This window comes from Streptomyces lancefieldiae (assembly GCF_031845825.1).
GTDB lineage: Bacteria > Actinomycetota > Actinomycetes > Streptomycetales > Streptomycetaceae > Streptomyces > Streptomyces lancefieldiae.
In genome coordinates this window covers 38,992-52,696 of sequence record NZ_JAVRFH010000017.1, presented here as the reverse complement: position 1 = coordinate 52,696, position 13,705 = coordinate 38,992, and the positions used below count along the sequence as shown (strand labels likewise).

At 70.8% G+C, this 13,705-nt stretch carries 11 protein-coding genes and 2 pseudogenes; 8 read left to right on the top strand and 5 right to left on the bottom strand.

Annotated elements, in window-relative coordinates; translation table 11 throughout:
- Positions 1 to 68 precede the first annotated feature (68 nt).
- Both RM812_RS18765 and RM812_RS18760 read right to left on the bottom strand, forming a co-directional pair.
- Positions 69 to 5,066 (bottom strand): type I polyketide synthase, encoded by a 4,998-nt coding sequence (locus RM812_RS18765; RefSeq protein ID WP_311573823.1) that lies wholly within the window; start codon positions 5,064 to 5,066, stop codon positions 69 to 71.
- Positions 5,050 to 5,397, bottom strand: a complete 348-nt coding sequence (locus tag RM812_RS18760) for a hypothetical protein (protein WP_311573821.1) — start codon at positions 5,395 to 5,397, stop codon at positions 5,050 to 5,052. Before RM812_RS18760 ends, RM812_RS18765 begins: the two co-directional genes overlap by 17 nt.
- A 90-nt stretch (positions 5,398 to 5,487) precedes the next feature.
- Here RM812_RS18760 and RM812_RS18755 point away from each other — a divergent pair, with 90 nt between their 5' ends.
- From RM812_RS18755 to RM812_RS18725, 7 genes and pseudogenes are all read left to right on the top strand, one after another.
- Positions 5,488 to 6,354: a 3-hydroxyacyl-CoA dehydrogenase family protein gene (locus RM812_RS18755; protein ID WP_311573819.1), complete on the top strand. Its 867-nt coding sequence runs from the start codon at positions 5,488 to 5,490 to the stop codon at positions 6,352 to 6,354.
- Complete coding sequence (locus RM812_RS18750; RefSeq protein ID WP_311573817.1) at positions 6,351 to 6,626, top strand: acyl carrier protein; 276 nt, start codon at positions 6,351 to 6,353, stop codon at positions 6,624 to 6,626. Before RM812_RS18755 ends, RM812_RS18750 begins: the two co-directional genes overlap by 4 nt.
- The gene (locus RM812_RS18745) at positions 6,619 to 7,740 is read left to right on the top strand and encodes an acyl-CoA dehydrogenase family protein (RefSeq protein WP_311573816.1); all 1,122 of its coding nucleotides are present in this window, start codon (positions 6,619 to 6,621) and stop codon (positions 7,738 to 7,740) included. Before RM812_RS18750 ends, RM812_RS18745 begins: the two co-directional genes overlap by 8 nt.
- Positions 7,733 to 8,812 (top strand): HAD-IIIC family phosphatase, encoded by a 1,080-nt coding sequence (locus RM812_RS18740; RefSeq protein ID WP_311573815.1) that lies wholly within the window; start codon positions 7,733 to 7,735, stop codon positions 8,810 to 8,812. The genes RM812_RS18745 and RM812_RS18740 overlap by 8 nt, the downstream gene beginning before the upstream one ends.
- Before the next feature lie 280 nt (positions 8,813 to 9,092).
- Positions 9,093 to 9,914 carry a thioesterase II family protein gene (locus tag RM812_RS18735; RefSeq protein WP_311573813.1) on the top strand — a complete coding sequence of 274 codons (822 nt, stop codon included), beginning with the start codon at positions 9,093 to 9,095 and terminating at the stop codon, positions 9,912 to 9,914.
- A gap of 342 nt (positions 9,915 to 10,256) precedes the next feature.
- Positions 10,257 to 10,622, top strand: coding sequence for a hypothetical protein (locus RM812_RS18730; protein WP_311573811.1), 366 nt, complete (start codon positions 10,257 to 10,259; stop codon positions 10,620 to 10,622).
- A gap of 9 nt (positions 10,623 to 10,631) precedes the next feature.
- Positions 10,632 to 10,831: pseudogene (locus RM812_RS18725) on the top strand (IS3 family transposase); the annotation flags it as partial.
- Positions 10,832 to 11,164: 333 nt separating this feature from the next.
- Here RM812_RS18725 and RM812_RS18715 read toward each other — a convergent pair.
- A complete protein-coding gene (locus RM812_RS18715; protein WP_311573810.1) occupies positions 11,165 to 11,797 on the bottom strand; it encodes a TetR/AcrR family transcriptional regulator in 633 nt (210 codons plus the stop codon).
- Positions 11,798 to 11,898: 101 nt separating this feature from the next.
- Between RM812_RS18715 and RM812_RS18710 the strand changes: the two genes are divergently transcribed.
- The gene (locus RM812_RS18710; RefSeq protein ID WP_311573808.1) at positions 11,899 to 12,813 is read left to right on the top strand and encodes an NmrA/HSCARG family protein; all 915 of its coding nucleotides are present in this window, start codon (positions 11,899 to 11,901) and stop codon (positions 12,811 to 12,813) included.
- 286 nt (positions 12,814 to 13,099) lie between these two features.
- Here RM812_RS18710 and RM812_RS18705 read toward each other — a convergent pair whose 3' ends face one another.
- Positions 13,100 to 13,303 carry a hypothetical protein gene (locus RM812_RS18705; protein ID WP_311573807.1) on the bottom strand — a complete coding sequence of 68 codons (204 nt, stop codon included), beginning with the start codon at positions 13,301 to 13,303 and terminating at the stop codon, positions 13,100 to 13,102.
- A 137-nt stretch (positions 13,304 to 13,440) separates the two neighbouring features.
- Positions 13,441 to 13,578 (bottom strand): annotated as a pseudogene (locus RM812_RS43085) (hypothetical protein); the annotation flags it as partial.
- Between the last annotated feature and the right edge of the window lie 127 nt (positions 13,579 to 13,705).

The following is a 13,705-nucleotide window of genomic DNA, read 5'->3' as shown; positions in this document are numbered from 1 at the left end:
GAGGCGCCGGAGACGGTCGTCCTGGGACATGGTCGCTCCTCGGTCGGTACGTCGGCCCGGTGGTGCTGTCAGGAGATGCCGAAGTTGTCGTTCAGGTACCGGAACATCTCCTCGTCGTCGGCGCCGTCCGGGATCACGTCGGCCGCCTCGCCACCCGGGGCGGCGGCGGTCCAGTTCGCCACCAGTGCGGTCAGGCGGACGGTGACCCGGGCCCGCGCCTCGGCGGTGAAAGCGGTGGTGTTCAGACCCGCTTCCAGGCGGTCCAGTTCGGCGAAGGTGGCGAGCGGCAGTCCGGCGTCGTCCGTCTGCGCGAGTTCGGAGTGCAGTCGGCGGGCGAGGTCCTGCGGGGTCGGGTGCTCGAAGACCACGGTGGTCGGCAGGCGCAGTCCGGTGGCGGCGTTGAGGCGGTTGCGCAGTTCGACGGACATCAGCGAGTCGAAGCCCAGGCCGCGGAAACTGCGGTCGGTCTCGACCGCTTCCGGTTCCGGCTGGCGCAACACGCCGGCGGCTCGTTCGCGCACCAGGTCGAGCAGGATGTCCTCCTGTTCGGCCGGGGAGTGCGCGGCCAGCCGTTCCCGCAGCGGAGCCGCCCGGTCCGGGTCGTCGGCGCGGAGGCCGTCGGCGAAATCCGCGACGAGCGGGCTCGGCCGCAGGGCCGTGAACGCGGGGATGAACAGCGGCCAGTCCAGGTCCGCCACCACCGACGTCGGCGTGCCGTCCGCGATGGCTCGGCGCAGCGCGGTGATCGCCGGGCCGGGGGACATGGCCCTCACCCCGAGCCGGTGGAACAGCTCCCGCAGTTCGTCCGGGGTGTCCGACAGACCGGTCTCGGTCCAGCTCCCCCAGGCGATCGACGTGGCCGGGCGTCCGGCGGCCCGGCGCCGTTCCGCCAGGGCGTCGAGGTGGGCGTTGGCCGCGCTGTATGCGCAGTGGCCGCCCCCGCCCAGTACGCCGGAGAGCGATGCCATCAGGACGAAGGCGTCCAGTGGGGTGTCGGCGAGCAGGGCGTCCAGGTGGGCCGCGCCCATCGCCTTGCCGGTCACCACCTCGGCGAACTGCGCGACCGTCGTCTCCGAGACCGGCATGTGGTCGCCGCTCACGGCGGCGCAGTGCACCACCGCGCGCAGTGGTGCCTCCTCGGGAATCCTGGCGAGGACCTCGGCGAGCCCGGCGAGATCGGCCGTGTCACAGGCTTCGAACGCGACGGTGGCGCCGGACTCGGCCAGTTCGGCGGCCAGTTCGGCGGCACCCGGCGCCTCGGCGCCCCTGCGGCTCAGCAGCACCATGTGCCGGGCGCCGTTGCGAGCCGCCCACCGGGCCACATGTGAGCCCAGCGCGCCGGTGCCGCCGGTGACCAGGACGGTGTCGCGTGGCCGCCACGGCTCGCCCTCGCGCTCCGAGGCACCGGCCCTGACCAGTCTGCGGGCCGTCGCGCCCGCCGCGGTCAGGGCGATCTGGTCCTCACCGGTCCCTCCGGCCAGGACTGCGGTCAGCCGAGCCTCGGCGGCGGGTTCGGACGCGGCGGGCAGATCGACCAGGCCCGCCCACAGCCTCGGGTGTTCCTGTGCGACCGCGAGTCCCAGGCCCCAGATCTGCGCCTGCGCGGGGCTGGGCGCCCGATCGGTGGCGGATGTCGCGCCCCAGGTCAGGCACCACAGTTTCGCCGTGCTCCTGGCCTCCGCCGTCATGGCCTGCACAAGGGCCAGCGTCAACGCCACGCCGGTGTGGAGCGCGGGGTGGTCGGGGTGGGGTTCCTCGGCCAGGGCCAGCAGTGACACCACGCCGGCGACCGGCTGGGGGCCGCCGAGTGCGTTCCGCAGCGGTTCGCTGATCCGTCGGCGCCGTGCGTCGTACGGTGACAGTGTCACCGTCCTGACCTCGGCGCCGCCGCCCGCCAGACGGGCGAGCACGGCTTGGACCCGTTCGTCCTGCTCGTGCGCCTCCGGTAGGACGACCACCCAGGTGCCCTGTGGGGTCCGTGTCCCGGTCGGCGCCAGTGGCGTCCACGTGATCCGGTACCGCCAGGAGTCCACAGCGGCCTGCTCCTGTGCCTGCCGGCGCCAGGCGGTGATGGCGGGCAGCGCCGCCTTCAGCGGGGTGTCACCCGTGACACCGAGCAGCCGGGTCAGCGCGGGCAGGTCGCCACGGTCCACGGGGTCCCAGAACGGCCGGGCCGCCACGTCCGTCGTCAGTGCCGCGGGCGCGCTCTCCTCGCGTCCGCTCTCGTCGGCCAGCCAGTAGCGCTTGCGCTGGAAGGCGTAGGTGGGCAGGTCGACGACCTCGGCGTCGGCGAAGGCGGCGCGCCAGTCGACGTCGCCCCCGCGCACATGGACCTCGGCGACGGCGGACAGGAACTGCTCCCGGCCGCCGTGGCCGCGCCGCAGCGTGCCGACCACCGCGGCGTCCCGGCCCGACTCGTCGATCAGGTCCTGTATGCCCATGGTCAGCACGGGCTGCGGGCCGACCTCCACGAACAGGCCGTTTCCCGCGTCGAGCAGCGCGCGTACGGTGGTGTCCAGCCTGACGGGTCGGCGCAGGTTGCGGAACCAGTAGCCGGCGTCGAGACCCGATGTGTCCTGCCGGCTGCCGGTGACCGTGGAGTAGAAGGAGATCTCGGGCGTAGCGCGCGGTGCGATGTCCGCGAGGGACTCCTCGATCTCGTCCCGGAGCAGGTCGACGTGGCCCGAGTGCGCGGCGAAATCCACGCCCGGGACCCGCCAGCGCAGCATGCCCCGGCGGGAGAGCTCGCGCTCGAACTCGTCGAGGGCGTCGGCGTCGCCGGAGACCGTCACGGCTGCCGGCCCGTTGACCGCCGCGATCCACAGGCGCTCGTGCCACGGCTTCAGCAGCTGTGCCGTCTCGTCGGCCGACGCCACCGTGGAGAGCATTCCGCCGCGGCCGCGCAGCCGCCGTAGCAACCTACTGCGCAGGGCTACCACACGCGCCGCGTCCGGTAAGGACAGCGCCCCAGACACGCAGGCGGCCGCGATCTCGCCCTGGGAGTGTCCGACCACGGCGGCAGGCCTCACCCCGTACGACAGCCACAGGCTCGCCAGCGACACCATGGTCGCGAACAGCACCGGCTGGAGGACATCCGCCCGGTCGAGTCCCGGCGCGCCGTCGGCGCCGCGTACCACGTCGAGCAGCGACCAGTCGACGTATGCGCCGACCGCGGTCGCGCACTCGGCCATCCGGGCGGCGAACACCGGTTCCGTGTCCAGCAGTTCGCGAGCCATCCCGTCCCACTCCGTGCCCTGGCCGGGGAAGACCAGGACCGGCCGCCGTGCCGCCTGCGCCCGGCGTCCCCGGATGAGGCGAACGCCGTGCCCGGACTCCTCGGCCACCGCGCCCAGACTCTCCAGGAGGGACGTCCGGTCGTTCCCGATGACGACAGCACGGTGATCGTGGGCCGTGCGGGTCACCGCCAGCGAGTAACCGATGTCGGCCGGGCGCGGGTCGTGTGCGAGCACGTGCGCGCGCAGCCGCTCGGCCTGGGCGCGCAGCCCGTCCGACGAGCGGGCCGAGATCATCCAGGGCACGACGACGTCCGGTGTACGGCGTCGCACGGCGGGGGCGTGCGCCCGTCCGGGACCGGAGTCCGGTAACGCCTGTCCGGACAGGGCAGTCGTCGGTGTCTGCTCGGGCAGGTCCGCCGACGGCGCCTGTTCCCGTACGGTCGTCCGCGGCGCCTCTTCGAGTACGACATGGGCGTTGGTGCCGCTCACTCCGAACGACGAAACGCCCGCCCGCCGCGGCCGGTCCGTCTCCGGCCACGGCTGTGGAGCGGTGAGCAGCCGGACCGCACCGCCGGACCAGTCCACCTGGTCGCTGGGCTCGTCCACGTGCAGGGTGCCCGGCAGCACCCCGTGCCGCATCGCGAGCACCGTCTTGATCACGCCGGCCACGCCCGCCGCCGCCTGTGTGTGGCCGAGGTTCGACTTGACCGACCCGAGCCACAGCGGCCGATCGGCCGGCCGGTCCCGGCCGTACGTGGCCAGCAGCGTGCGTGCCTCGACGGGGTCGCCGAGCCTGGTGCCGGTGCCGTGCCCCTCCACCGTGTCGATGTCGTCCAGGGCGAGTCCGGCCGCGGCCACCGCCGCCTCGATGACCTGTTGCTGCGCCGTCCCGTTCGGGGCGGTGAGGCCGTTGGACGCGCCGTCGGAGTTGACCGAGGAGCCGCGCACGACGGCCAGTACCCGGTGTCCGTTGCGCCGCGCATCCGAGAGCCGTTCCACCAGCAGCGCGCCGGCCCCCTCGCTCCAGCCGGTTCCGTCGGCCGCGGCGGCGTAGGACTTGCAGCGCCCGTCCGGTGCCAGGCCGCCGTGCTGGGCGAACGCGGAGAAGATGGTCGGAGTGGACATCACCGACACTCCGCCGACCAGGGCCAGGTCGCACTCGCCCGAGCGCAGGGAATGTGCCGCCAGGTGCAGAGCGACCAGTGAGGAGGAACAGGCGGTGTCCACGGTCATCGAGGGGCCGCGCAGACCGAAGGTGTAGGAGACGCGTCCCGAGACGACACTGGCCGAGGCTCCGGTGATGAGGTGCCCGGTGAGGTCGGTCGGCACGGGGACGGCGGAAAGGGCGTAGTCGGAACCCATCATCCCGGCGAACACCCCGGTGCGGCTGCCCCGCAGCGACTCGGGGTCGATACCCGCTCGTTCGAAGGTCTCCCAGGCGATCTCCAGCAGCAGTCGCTGCTGCGGATCCGTGGCAAGCGCCTCGCGCGGTGCGATGCCGAAAAAACCGGCGTCGAACTCGTCGGCGCCGGCCAGGAACCCACCGCGGCGGACGGGGACCGTCGTGGGCTCACCGGGCTCGGCGGTGTTCTGTGACTCGAGCGGCCAGCCGCGGTCGGCCGGAAACTCTGACACGACGTCCCGGCCCTCCGTCACCACTCGCCACAGCTCTTCCGGTGAGTCCGCCCCACCGGGGAAACGGCAACCCATCCCGATGATGGCGATCGGCTCGCGCAGGCGTTCCTCGCTCACCCGAAGGCGTTCGGTAGTCAGGTCGAGTTCCGTGGTGACCCGTTTGAGATAGTCGAGGAGTTTATCGTTGCCCACCATCCGAGCCCTCCAACACACGAACGAGCATGTCTTTTGCACAGGGCAGGTCACAGCGCATATTCTGCGCGAGGAGCACGACCCGGCCGGCCGCCCTCTGCACAAAAGGGCAGCCACTTCCGACGAAAAGGGCAGCCTCTCTCGAAAAAAGGGCAACCCAACTGGATTCCATTGCCCTTGAAGGGCATTTTCGCAGGTGAACGGCGTAGAACGAGTCCGGACCGATGGCCGGCACCGCCCCTTCCACAAGAGTTTGCAGACGATCCGTCGCCACGTCAATCAACAAAATCCGGACGAGAAGGCAAACCATTGCCGCCAGTTCGGTGTGAGCCACCTCACTCACCTTGCTCTGCCTTTTCCGTCATCGAAGGCGATAGCGTGCATCGGTATCGACCCGTAATAAAGCGGCTTTACGGAGGCGCACATGGCGACTGATCACCAACAATGCCCGGTTGCCGTAATCGGTGCGGGTGTCATGGGCACGGCCATCGCGACGACCGTATTGGGCAGCGGGCTGCCGGTCGTCCTTCTCGATGTCGGACAGGCCGAGCTGGACCGGGCCGAGCGCACGATCGAAATCCAGCTGCGGCACGCCCGGATGATGGACGCGCTGCCTTCCGGTCGCGCGCCGGGTCGGCTCGTCACCACCACATCGTCGAGCGCGCTGGCCGGTGCGCGCGCCGTCGTCGAGGCCGTCGTCGAGCACGAGGCCACCAAGGTCGGGGTCCTCACCGATGTCGCCGGCATCGTGGACGCCGACACCCCCCTGATCTCCAACACATCGGGCATCCCGATCGACACGCTCGCCGATCCGCTGCCCCGGCCCCAGCAGCTGATCGGCACGCACTTCATGAACCCGGCTTACCTCATCGACCTGGTCGAGGTGATTCGGGGTCGACGCACGGACGAGGCCACGGTGACAGCGGTGACCGAGCTGCTGGCCGCGCTGAACCGCCGGGCCGTCGTGGTACGCGACTCCCCCGGGTTCGTCACCAGCAGGCTGCTGCACCCGATGCTCAACGATGCCGCGCGCCTGGTCGACGAGGACGTGGCCACGGCGGAGGATGTCGACAGGCTGATGGTGGGCTGTCTCGGGCACCGGACCGGACCACTGCGCACCGCCGATCTGATCGGCCTCGACAACCTCGTCGATTCACTGGCGGCGCTGTACGAGCGTACCGGTGAACAACGCTACCGACCGTGCGAACAACTTCTGGCCAAGGTCCACGACGGGCACCTTGGCCAGAAGTCGGGGCGCGGCTTCTACGACTACAGGGAGGCACTCTCATGACGAAGCACCAGGGACCGGGTACGGACTCGGCCATCGAGGAGACCTTGAGGTCGTACCTGGCGGACAGGCTGAAGACCGAGGTGTCGGTCGAGCAGGACCTGTTCGAGTCCGGTCTGGTCAGCTCAATGTTCGCGATGGAGCTGGTGGTCCATCTGGAGAAGACGTTCGAGGTGTCGATCCTGGGCAACGACCTGCGACTGGCCAACTTCCGGACCATCAGGTCGATGGCGACGCTGGTGCGGGGGTTGCGAGACGGTGACGACCGTGGATGACCACCTCGCCGACGTCCGGGCGCTGGTCGGTGATCTCGTCGGCGACCGGGCCGACGCCTGGGACCTGGCCGGCGAGCTGCCCCGCACGGTGCTGCGTGAGCTGGGCGGCCGGGGGGCGCTGTGCGCGCAGGTGTCCGCGGAGTACGGCGGGCTCGGTCTGAGCAGCCTGGCCAACGGCGAACTCACCGCGCACACCGGCAGCTTGTGCAGTTCGGTACGCAGTGTACAGACCTCGCAGGGGATGGCGGCCTGGGCCATCGCCCGGTTGGGCACCTCCGAGCAGCGGCGTTCCTACCTGACGGAGCTGACGAGCGGCGGTCTCGCGGCCATGGCCTTCAGCGAGCCCGGCGCGGGCAGTGACCTGTCCGCCATCGAGACCCGTATCGAACCGGACGGTGACGAGGTCGTGGTGACGGGCCGGAAGGTCTGGGTCACGGCGGGTGCGTACGCCGATCTGATCGTGGTCGTCGGCCGGTTCGGGACGGACGCGGCGGTGGTCGTCGTACCCGCCACCGCACAAGGTGTCCATGTGGAGCGCGTTCCGGACCCGGTCGGCTGCCGGGCCGCCGGTCACGCCGATGTCCGTCTCGACTCGGTCAGGCTGCCGGCGGGCGCGGTGCTGGGCGGCGGCGGGCAGGCGCTGGGGATGGTGGTCACCACGGCGCTGACGTACGGTCGGATGTCGGTGGCCTGGGGGTGCGTCGGCATCCTGCGCGCCTGTCTGCGCGAGTCGACCGCGCACGCGAGGTCACGCTCACAGTTCGGCAAACCGCTCGCCGAGCACCAGTTGGTGGCCAGGCGTCTCGCCGAACTCCTGGTCGCCGAACAGGTGGCGACCAGGACCTGTGAGCACGCCAGCGGATGCTGGGACTCGGGAGATCCCGAGCTGGCCGCGCAGGCCGTGCTCGCCAAGCACGTCAGCTCGGGCAACGCGGCCCGGGGGGCGGCATCGGCCGTGCAGTTGCTGGCCTCCCGCGCCGCACAGGACGGCACACCGGTGGCGCGCGCCTACCGGGACGCCAAGCTCATGGAAATCATCGAGGGGACCACCGAGATCTGCCAGATCGTGCTGGCCCAGCACGCGATGGCCACCGCGGGGAGGAATCGTGGCTGACCAGACCGTACCGGTGAAGTGCCTTGTCTGGGACCTGGACAACACCCTGTGGCGCGGAACCCTCCTCGAAGGGGACGACATCCGGCTGCCGGACGCGGTGCGCGAGGTGATCGTCACCCTCGACTCGCGCGGCATCCTCCAGTCGGTGGCCAGCAAGAACGACCACGCCCCGACCTGGCGGGAGCTGGAACGGCTCGGTGTCGCCGAGTACTTCCTCCTGCCGGAGATCGGCTGGGGACCCAAGTCCGAGTCGGTACGCCGGATCGCGGAGGAACTGCGTTTCGCGCACACGGCCGTGGCCTTCGTCGACGACCAGCCCGCGGAACGCGCGGAGGTCGCCTTCCATCTGCCCGAGGTGCGCTGCTATTCGCACGAACAAGTACTCGATCTGCCCGGCCTGCCCGAGTTCACGCCGTCCTCGGTCACCGAGGACTCCCGTCAGCGGCGCCACATGTACCAGGCCAACTTCCGGCGGACGGCCGAGCGGTCGGTCTTCACCGGCCCGGACGAGGACTTCCTGCGCTCACTGGAACTGATCATGCGGATCACCGCGGCCGGCCCGGACGACCTGGCGAGGGTGGAGGAACTGACCCTGCGCACCAGCCAGATGAACGCGACCGGTGTGCACTACTCCGACTCCGTACTGCGCGAGCTGTGTGCCGACCCCGCGCACGACGTCCTGGTGATCAGCATGGCGGACCGGTTCGGTCCGCACGGAGCGGTGGGAGTACTGCTGCTCGCCCGGAACGCCGGGTTCTGGCACCTCAAGCTGCTGGCCACGTCCTGCCGGGTAGTGTCGTTCGGGGCCGGCGCCGTGCTCCTCAACTGGCTGATCGACCGGGCCTTCGAGGCGGGGGTACATCTCGTCGCGGACTTCCGGCCCACCGAACGCAACCGGATGATGGAGATCGCCTACCGCTTTGCGGGATTCACCACCGACCCGTGCGCGTGCGCGTCGGGGCACGGCTCCCCGACGGACCCTGACATACAGCGCCTGCACCTCATACCGGATCACAGAAACGAACCGGACACCATGCGACTGGTGACCGAGGGCCTGCTCACCGGCCGATAGCGTCCGGGCGAGTGGAAGGGCTCGGCAACGAGTTGGCGCGGTCGCCGCGGTTCAGAGGGCGGGCAGCGGCCGCAGCCGGCGGGACGGCGCGCCGCCCGTCCGGACACTCCTCGTCGAACGGCCGGACGGCCACGGCACGGGCGGCCCGCCCCGGAAGTCCGCACCGGCCTGTCCGTCCACCAGGTCCGCGACGTACTCCGGGACCCGCCGCGGAGCTCGACCGGTGCCGCCACGCCACATCCACAGCACACCCCGACGCTCAGACGTAGAGGACCGCGACGTGACCTCCACTGACACAGACACCCTCTGGATCCGCCGCTTCCACCCGGCTTCGAAGCCGGCCCCGCATGCACCCGAAGCCGCCACGCTGGTGTGCTTTGCGCACGCCGGCGGCTCGGCCACCTCCTTCTACGGTTTGTCCCAGGCGCTGTCCGAGCGGCTGGACGTGGTGGCCGTGCAGTATCCGGGTCGGCAGGACAGACATCGCGAACCGGCCATCGAGGACCTGGTGGAGCTGGCCGACCGGTCCACCGCGGCACTCACCGAGGCACTGGGGACCGAACGCCCGCTCGCGCTGTTCGGTCACAGCATGGGGGCGTGCGTCGCCTTCGAGGTGGCCCGGCGGCTGGAACGGCAGGCAGGCGTCACGCCGACGGCCCTGTTTGTCTCCGGCCACCAGGCGCCCTCCCTGTACCGTGCGGACAATCTGCATCTGCAAGGAGACGACGCCCTGCTACGGGACATCCGCGCGCTGAACGGCACCGCACCACACGTATTGGACGACGAGGACGTCGTCGGACTCTTCCTGTCGTCCCTGCGCGCGGACTACAAGGCGATCGGCACCTACCGCGCCGCGCGGAGCGCCACCGTCAGCTGCCCCGTCGTCGCGCTGACCGGCGACGCCGACCCCAAGACCACGGTGGAGGAGGCCCGGGCCTGGCAGGACCACACCACGGGCAGCTTCGCACTGAGGATCTTCTCCGGCGGTCACTTCTTCGTGTCGGACCAGACGGAGGGGGTCGCCGACGTACTCTGGCAGCACCTGACGACCGGCACGCATGCGCGACAGCAATCGGACACCTCGCCGACCGCCCATCCCTGAGGCCGGACGCCGGCGGCGGTGACCGGCTTCGTACCGGCGGCAGCCCGTCGGCGAGGGCAGGAGCTGGTGCAGCTCCCCCTCGATCGCAGAAGAAGCGGTAACAGGTGGGAGGCAGGTGCACGAGGCGGGGGTTGCCGGTCGGGCGGCGGCCCTCGGCGTCGGCGGCCTCAGGCCTGGGTCAGCGCCGGCACCGCTACCACGCGGGCGGTGTCATGGGCCTGGTTCGGAGGCGTAATCCGTCGAGTGCGCCAGGCGGGGCCGATGGGCGGGTGGTGGCCGCGGTACTGGAGGCGCTGCGCCGCCGGCGGCCGCTCCACGGGCACCCTGAAGGGGCTGCGGGAAGTGACCGGGCAGTTTCTGGCCGACACCCACGGGCAGCCGGGCGCGGTGGCGCTGCCGGTGCCAGTGCCGGTGCCGGTGCCGTTCAACCGGCTGGTACGGGTCCTGGCCGACCTGCTGGAGCATCCGGGCCGGCCGGCCCGCGCCGCCACCACCACACCGGTTGGGCCTTCACACCGACGGTGGCGCTGCGGCTGGGTGAGCTGGTGCAGGGTCGTCACCACCCGGCTGGAGGTCATGGCCATCAGCGAGTACGCAAGGCCGGTGTGCCCGGAACTCACCATCGCCCTGGACGTGGCGACCCGGTCGGTGGTGGCGGCCGTGCTGCGCGAGGAGAGCACCCAGGCCGTGGACCGGCCCTGCTGCTGACGTGCGCAGGCCCGCGCCGAGCGCCAGGCCGAAGAGAAGCGTCCGTGAGCGAGATCCGTGCCATCCACGCCGAGCACCATGGCGCCTACGGCGCTCCGCGCGTCCATGCCGAGCTACGTGCAAGGGGACGGAGGATCAGCCGCAAGCGCGTCACCCGACTGATGCGGACCAACCACATCGTCGGCCGGCACCTGGCTGTGGCTGCTCGTGGCGGCCCGGTCCACGGCGTCGTCACAACGCCTGCCGTCGTACTCCAGTTTCTGACGCTCGATTCCTTCCGCCGCAAAACCCGCAGCCAGGGCCACCCGGCAAGAGGCCGGGTTGTTGGCCCGATGTCCCAAACCCCTGCACGCTCTACCGGTAGGGCAGCCAGGCGCCAGCCAGCAGACGATGATGTTCCCTCCGTAGGATGCGAAACGCCTTGCCCCCGGCAGCTTCAACGCTGAGCCGAAGCTCAGGAGTTGTCACCGGCGACGCCGGATGAGCTGGCGGAGAGGACCGGCCGAGGCACGTTGGTTGTCACCGATCAGGCATCCCACTTGTCACAACCGCCCGTTCGGCAGACTTTCTGTCACCTGTACCGAAGATCCTGAGTTCCCGGATACCCCAGCGATGCCGTGCTCAGGGCTGAGCCCTTCCACAGCGAGGCGGAAGAGGCGGTCGGCCTGGGTCTCGGGATCCTTGTGGTGCTCGGTGGCCAGGGCGATGCCGACGGCGAGGGTCAGCAGGTCGTGAAAGGTGACGTGCGGCGCAACCGCCTTGTCGCGAATGGCCCGCTGGAGCAGGGGAGTTCCGGCCGCTGCCATTCTGTTGCCACAGGACTGCGGGGAGGGGTCCTCGGTGGGGGGCTCGTAGCTGAGGGTGTTGGCGAATCCGCGGGCTGAGACGGCGTAGAGGACGAGGGCGTGGAGCCACTCCAGGAGTGCGGTGCGGCCGTCCTCGGTCGCACTCAGCCGGTGGGCGCGCTCGCACAGGCCCTCGATACGCTCCTGGAAGACGGCTTCGAGCAGGGCGCGGCGGGTGGGGAAGTGACGGCGCACGGTCGCCGAACCGACGCCTGCGGTGCGGGCGATCTGCTCCTGGGATGCCTCGGCGCCGTGCGCGGCGACCTCGGCTTCGGCGACGGCGAGGATGCGCTGGTAGTTGCGTCGGGCGTCCGAGCGCTGACCGGTCATGATCTCCTCATTGCTAAACGGCGGGCCCCGCCATATCTTAGCGGCAGACAAAGCGGCGGGCCCCGCCGTTTTCTTTCTCCGGTCCGTGAGGAACAGCAACCATGCCCATCAACAGCGATACCGTCCTCGTCACCGGAGCCACCGGCCGGCAAGGCGGGGCCACGGCCCGCGCACTCCTGGCCGCCGAGGTGCCCGTACGTGCACTCGTACGCGATCCGCGGTCGAAGCCCGCCCAGGCGATCGAGGCGCTGGGCGCCGAGCTGGTGCGGGGGGATCTTTCCGACCGGGCCTCCCTCGGCCCAGCGGTCGAGGGGGTCCGCGCGGTGTTCTCGGTGCAGATGCCGCCGATGACCGAGACCGGCGTGGACTTCGCGGGCGAGCTCGCCCAGGCCACCAACCTGGTGGACGCGGCGAAGGCTGAGGGAGTACGGCAGTTCGTGCAGTCCTCGACCAGTGGAGTCGGTGAGCACACCCGGGTCGCCGGCTGGGCCGAGGGCCGCTGGGCGGCGATGGCGGACTACTTCCACACCAAGCAGGCGATCATGGAGGTGGTGCGTGGTGCGGGCTTTGCCCGCTGGACGGTGATCAAGCCCGCCTTCTTCATGGAGAACCTGCCCCTGCTGGCGCCGAGGGGGCCGCGCGGCGGACTGCTGACGGTACTGAAGCCGGAGACCGAACTGGCCCTGGTGGCCGTGCGGGACATCGGCACGGCTGCGGCGCACGCTCTTCGAGACCCTGACCGGTTCCACCAGGTGGAACTGGAACTGGCCGGTGACCTGCGCACGATGGAGCAGATCGCGCAGACCTTGTCCGCCGCCTGGGGCGTGGCCGTGACCGCACCCTCCATGAGCCTGGAAGAGGCCCTCGACGCGGGCATGCCGACGTGGGGAGCCGGACACGAGTGGAACAACGCGGTCCTCCAGCCCGCCCGGCCCGAGTTTGCCCGAGAGTTGGGCATCCCGGTCACCACCTTCGCCGAGTGGGCGGATGAGCAGCTGACACCCGTGTCCGGCTAGGGCGTATCCGGCGCTGTGACGCTCGGCAGCGCCCGCCGGGGCGGACTGGGGCGAGAAGTTGAAGTGGCCCTGCCCCGGTATCCCCGCCGCGGTGGTTGCCGGATTCGCCGGGCACCCGTTGGCCGGCCTGCCGTTCTTCGCTCCGGAGACGGCGACGACCGACCACCGACATGCCCACCGCAACCGCTGCCTGGTCGAAACCAACGGTGACAGCAAGCCTGCCTGTATGACAACTAACGTGCTCCGGCTCAGACGCCGGGGACGAGGCGCTTGTGCGGGAGCCGGCCTACAGCTCGATCTCGATGTGCTCCATGTCGGTGAACTCCTCGCCGATCAGCTCGCGGATACGGGCCAGAGTCTTCGGCGCGCGCCTCACCGCCTCGTCTCGGGCCTCGGGCGATGACGCCAGGGTGCACGGTTCCCGCCCCTGACGGCCGAGCATGACCGGATGCACCTGGCCGGCGAGATCAGCGCCGACCATGTCGACCACCGGTCCCGGATGATCTGCGGCACCTCGTGGATGACGGCCTGGACGACGATGCCCGTGACCTGCGCCCGGAGGCGAGGACCTCGTTGACGCGCTCGGCCAGCACGGCGGCAACCAGCCGGTCCAGTGGTGCGCCACGCGGGGCTTGAGCAGCGCACGTGCAGGCGTTCACTGCCGCCGATGCCCACCGGCTCCACATGCCGGGCCACGGCCTCGCCGGCCGCAGGAGACCACCAGGCCACGAGATCGCTGAACCAGTCCGGCCTCGTCAGGGACATACGCCGCACTCTCCTCTCGTCACGCCCCCTGGTGCCGGTTCCGGTGTACGGCAGGCGGTGCCCACCAGGACGGCCGGGCGGTGTCTTCCTCTGCACGCGGCACCGCTCCGCTGGAGTCCCTTGCCTC

Excerpts from the sequence above, each read along its gene's own strand:
- RM812_RS18765 (WP_311573823.1), bottom strand. The coding sequence starts at position 5,066 with ATGGTGGGCAACGATAAACTCCTCGACTATCTCAAACGGGTCACCACG.
- RM812_RS18710 (WP_311573808.1), top strand. The coding sequence starts at position 11,899 with ATGCCCATCAACAGCGATACCGTCCTCGTCACCGGAGCCACCGGCCGG.
- RM812_RS18750 (WP_311573817.1), top strand. The coding sequence starts at position 6,351 with ATGACGAAGCACCAGGGACCGGGTACGGACTCGGCCATCGAGGAGACC.
- RM812_RS18715 (WP_311573810.1), bottom strand. The coding sequence starts at position 11,797 with ATGACCGGTCAGCGCTCGGACGCCCGACGCAACTACCAGCGCATCCTC.
- RM812_RS18755 (WP_311573819.1), top strand. The coding sequence starts at position 5,488 with ATGGCGACTGATCACCAACAATGCCCGGTTGCCGTAATCGGTGCGGGT.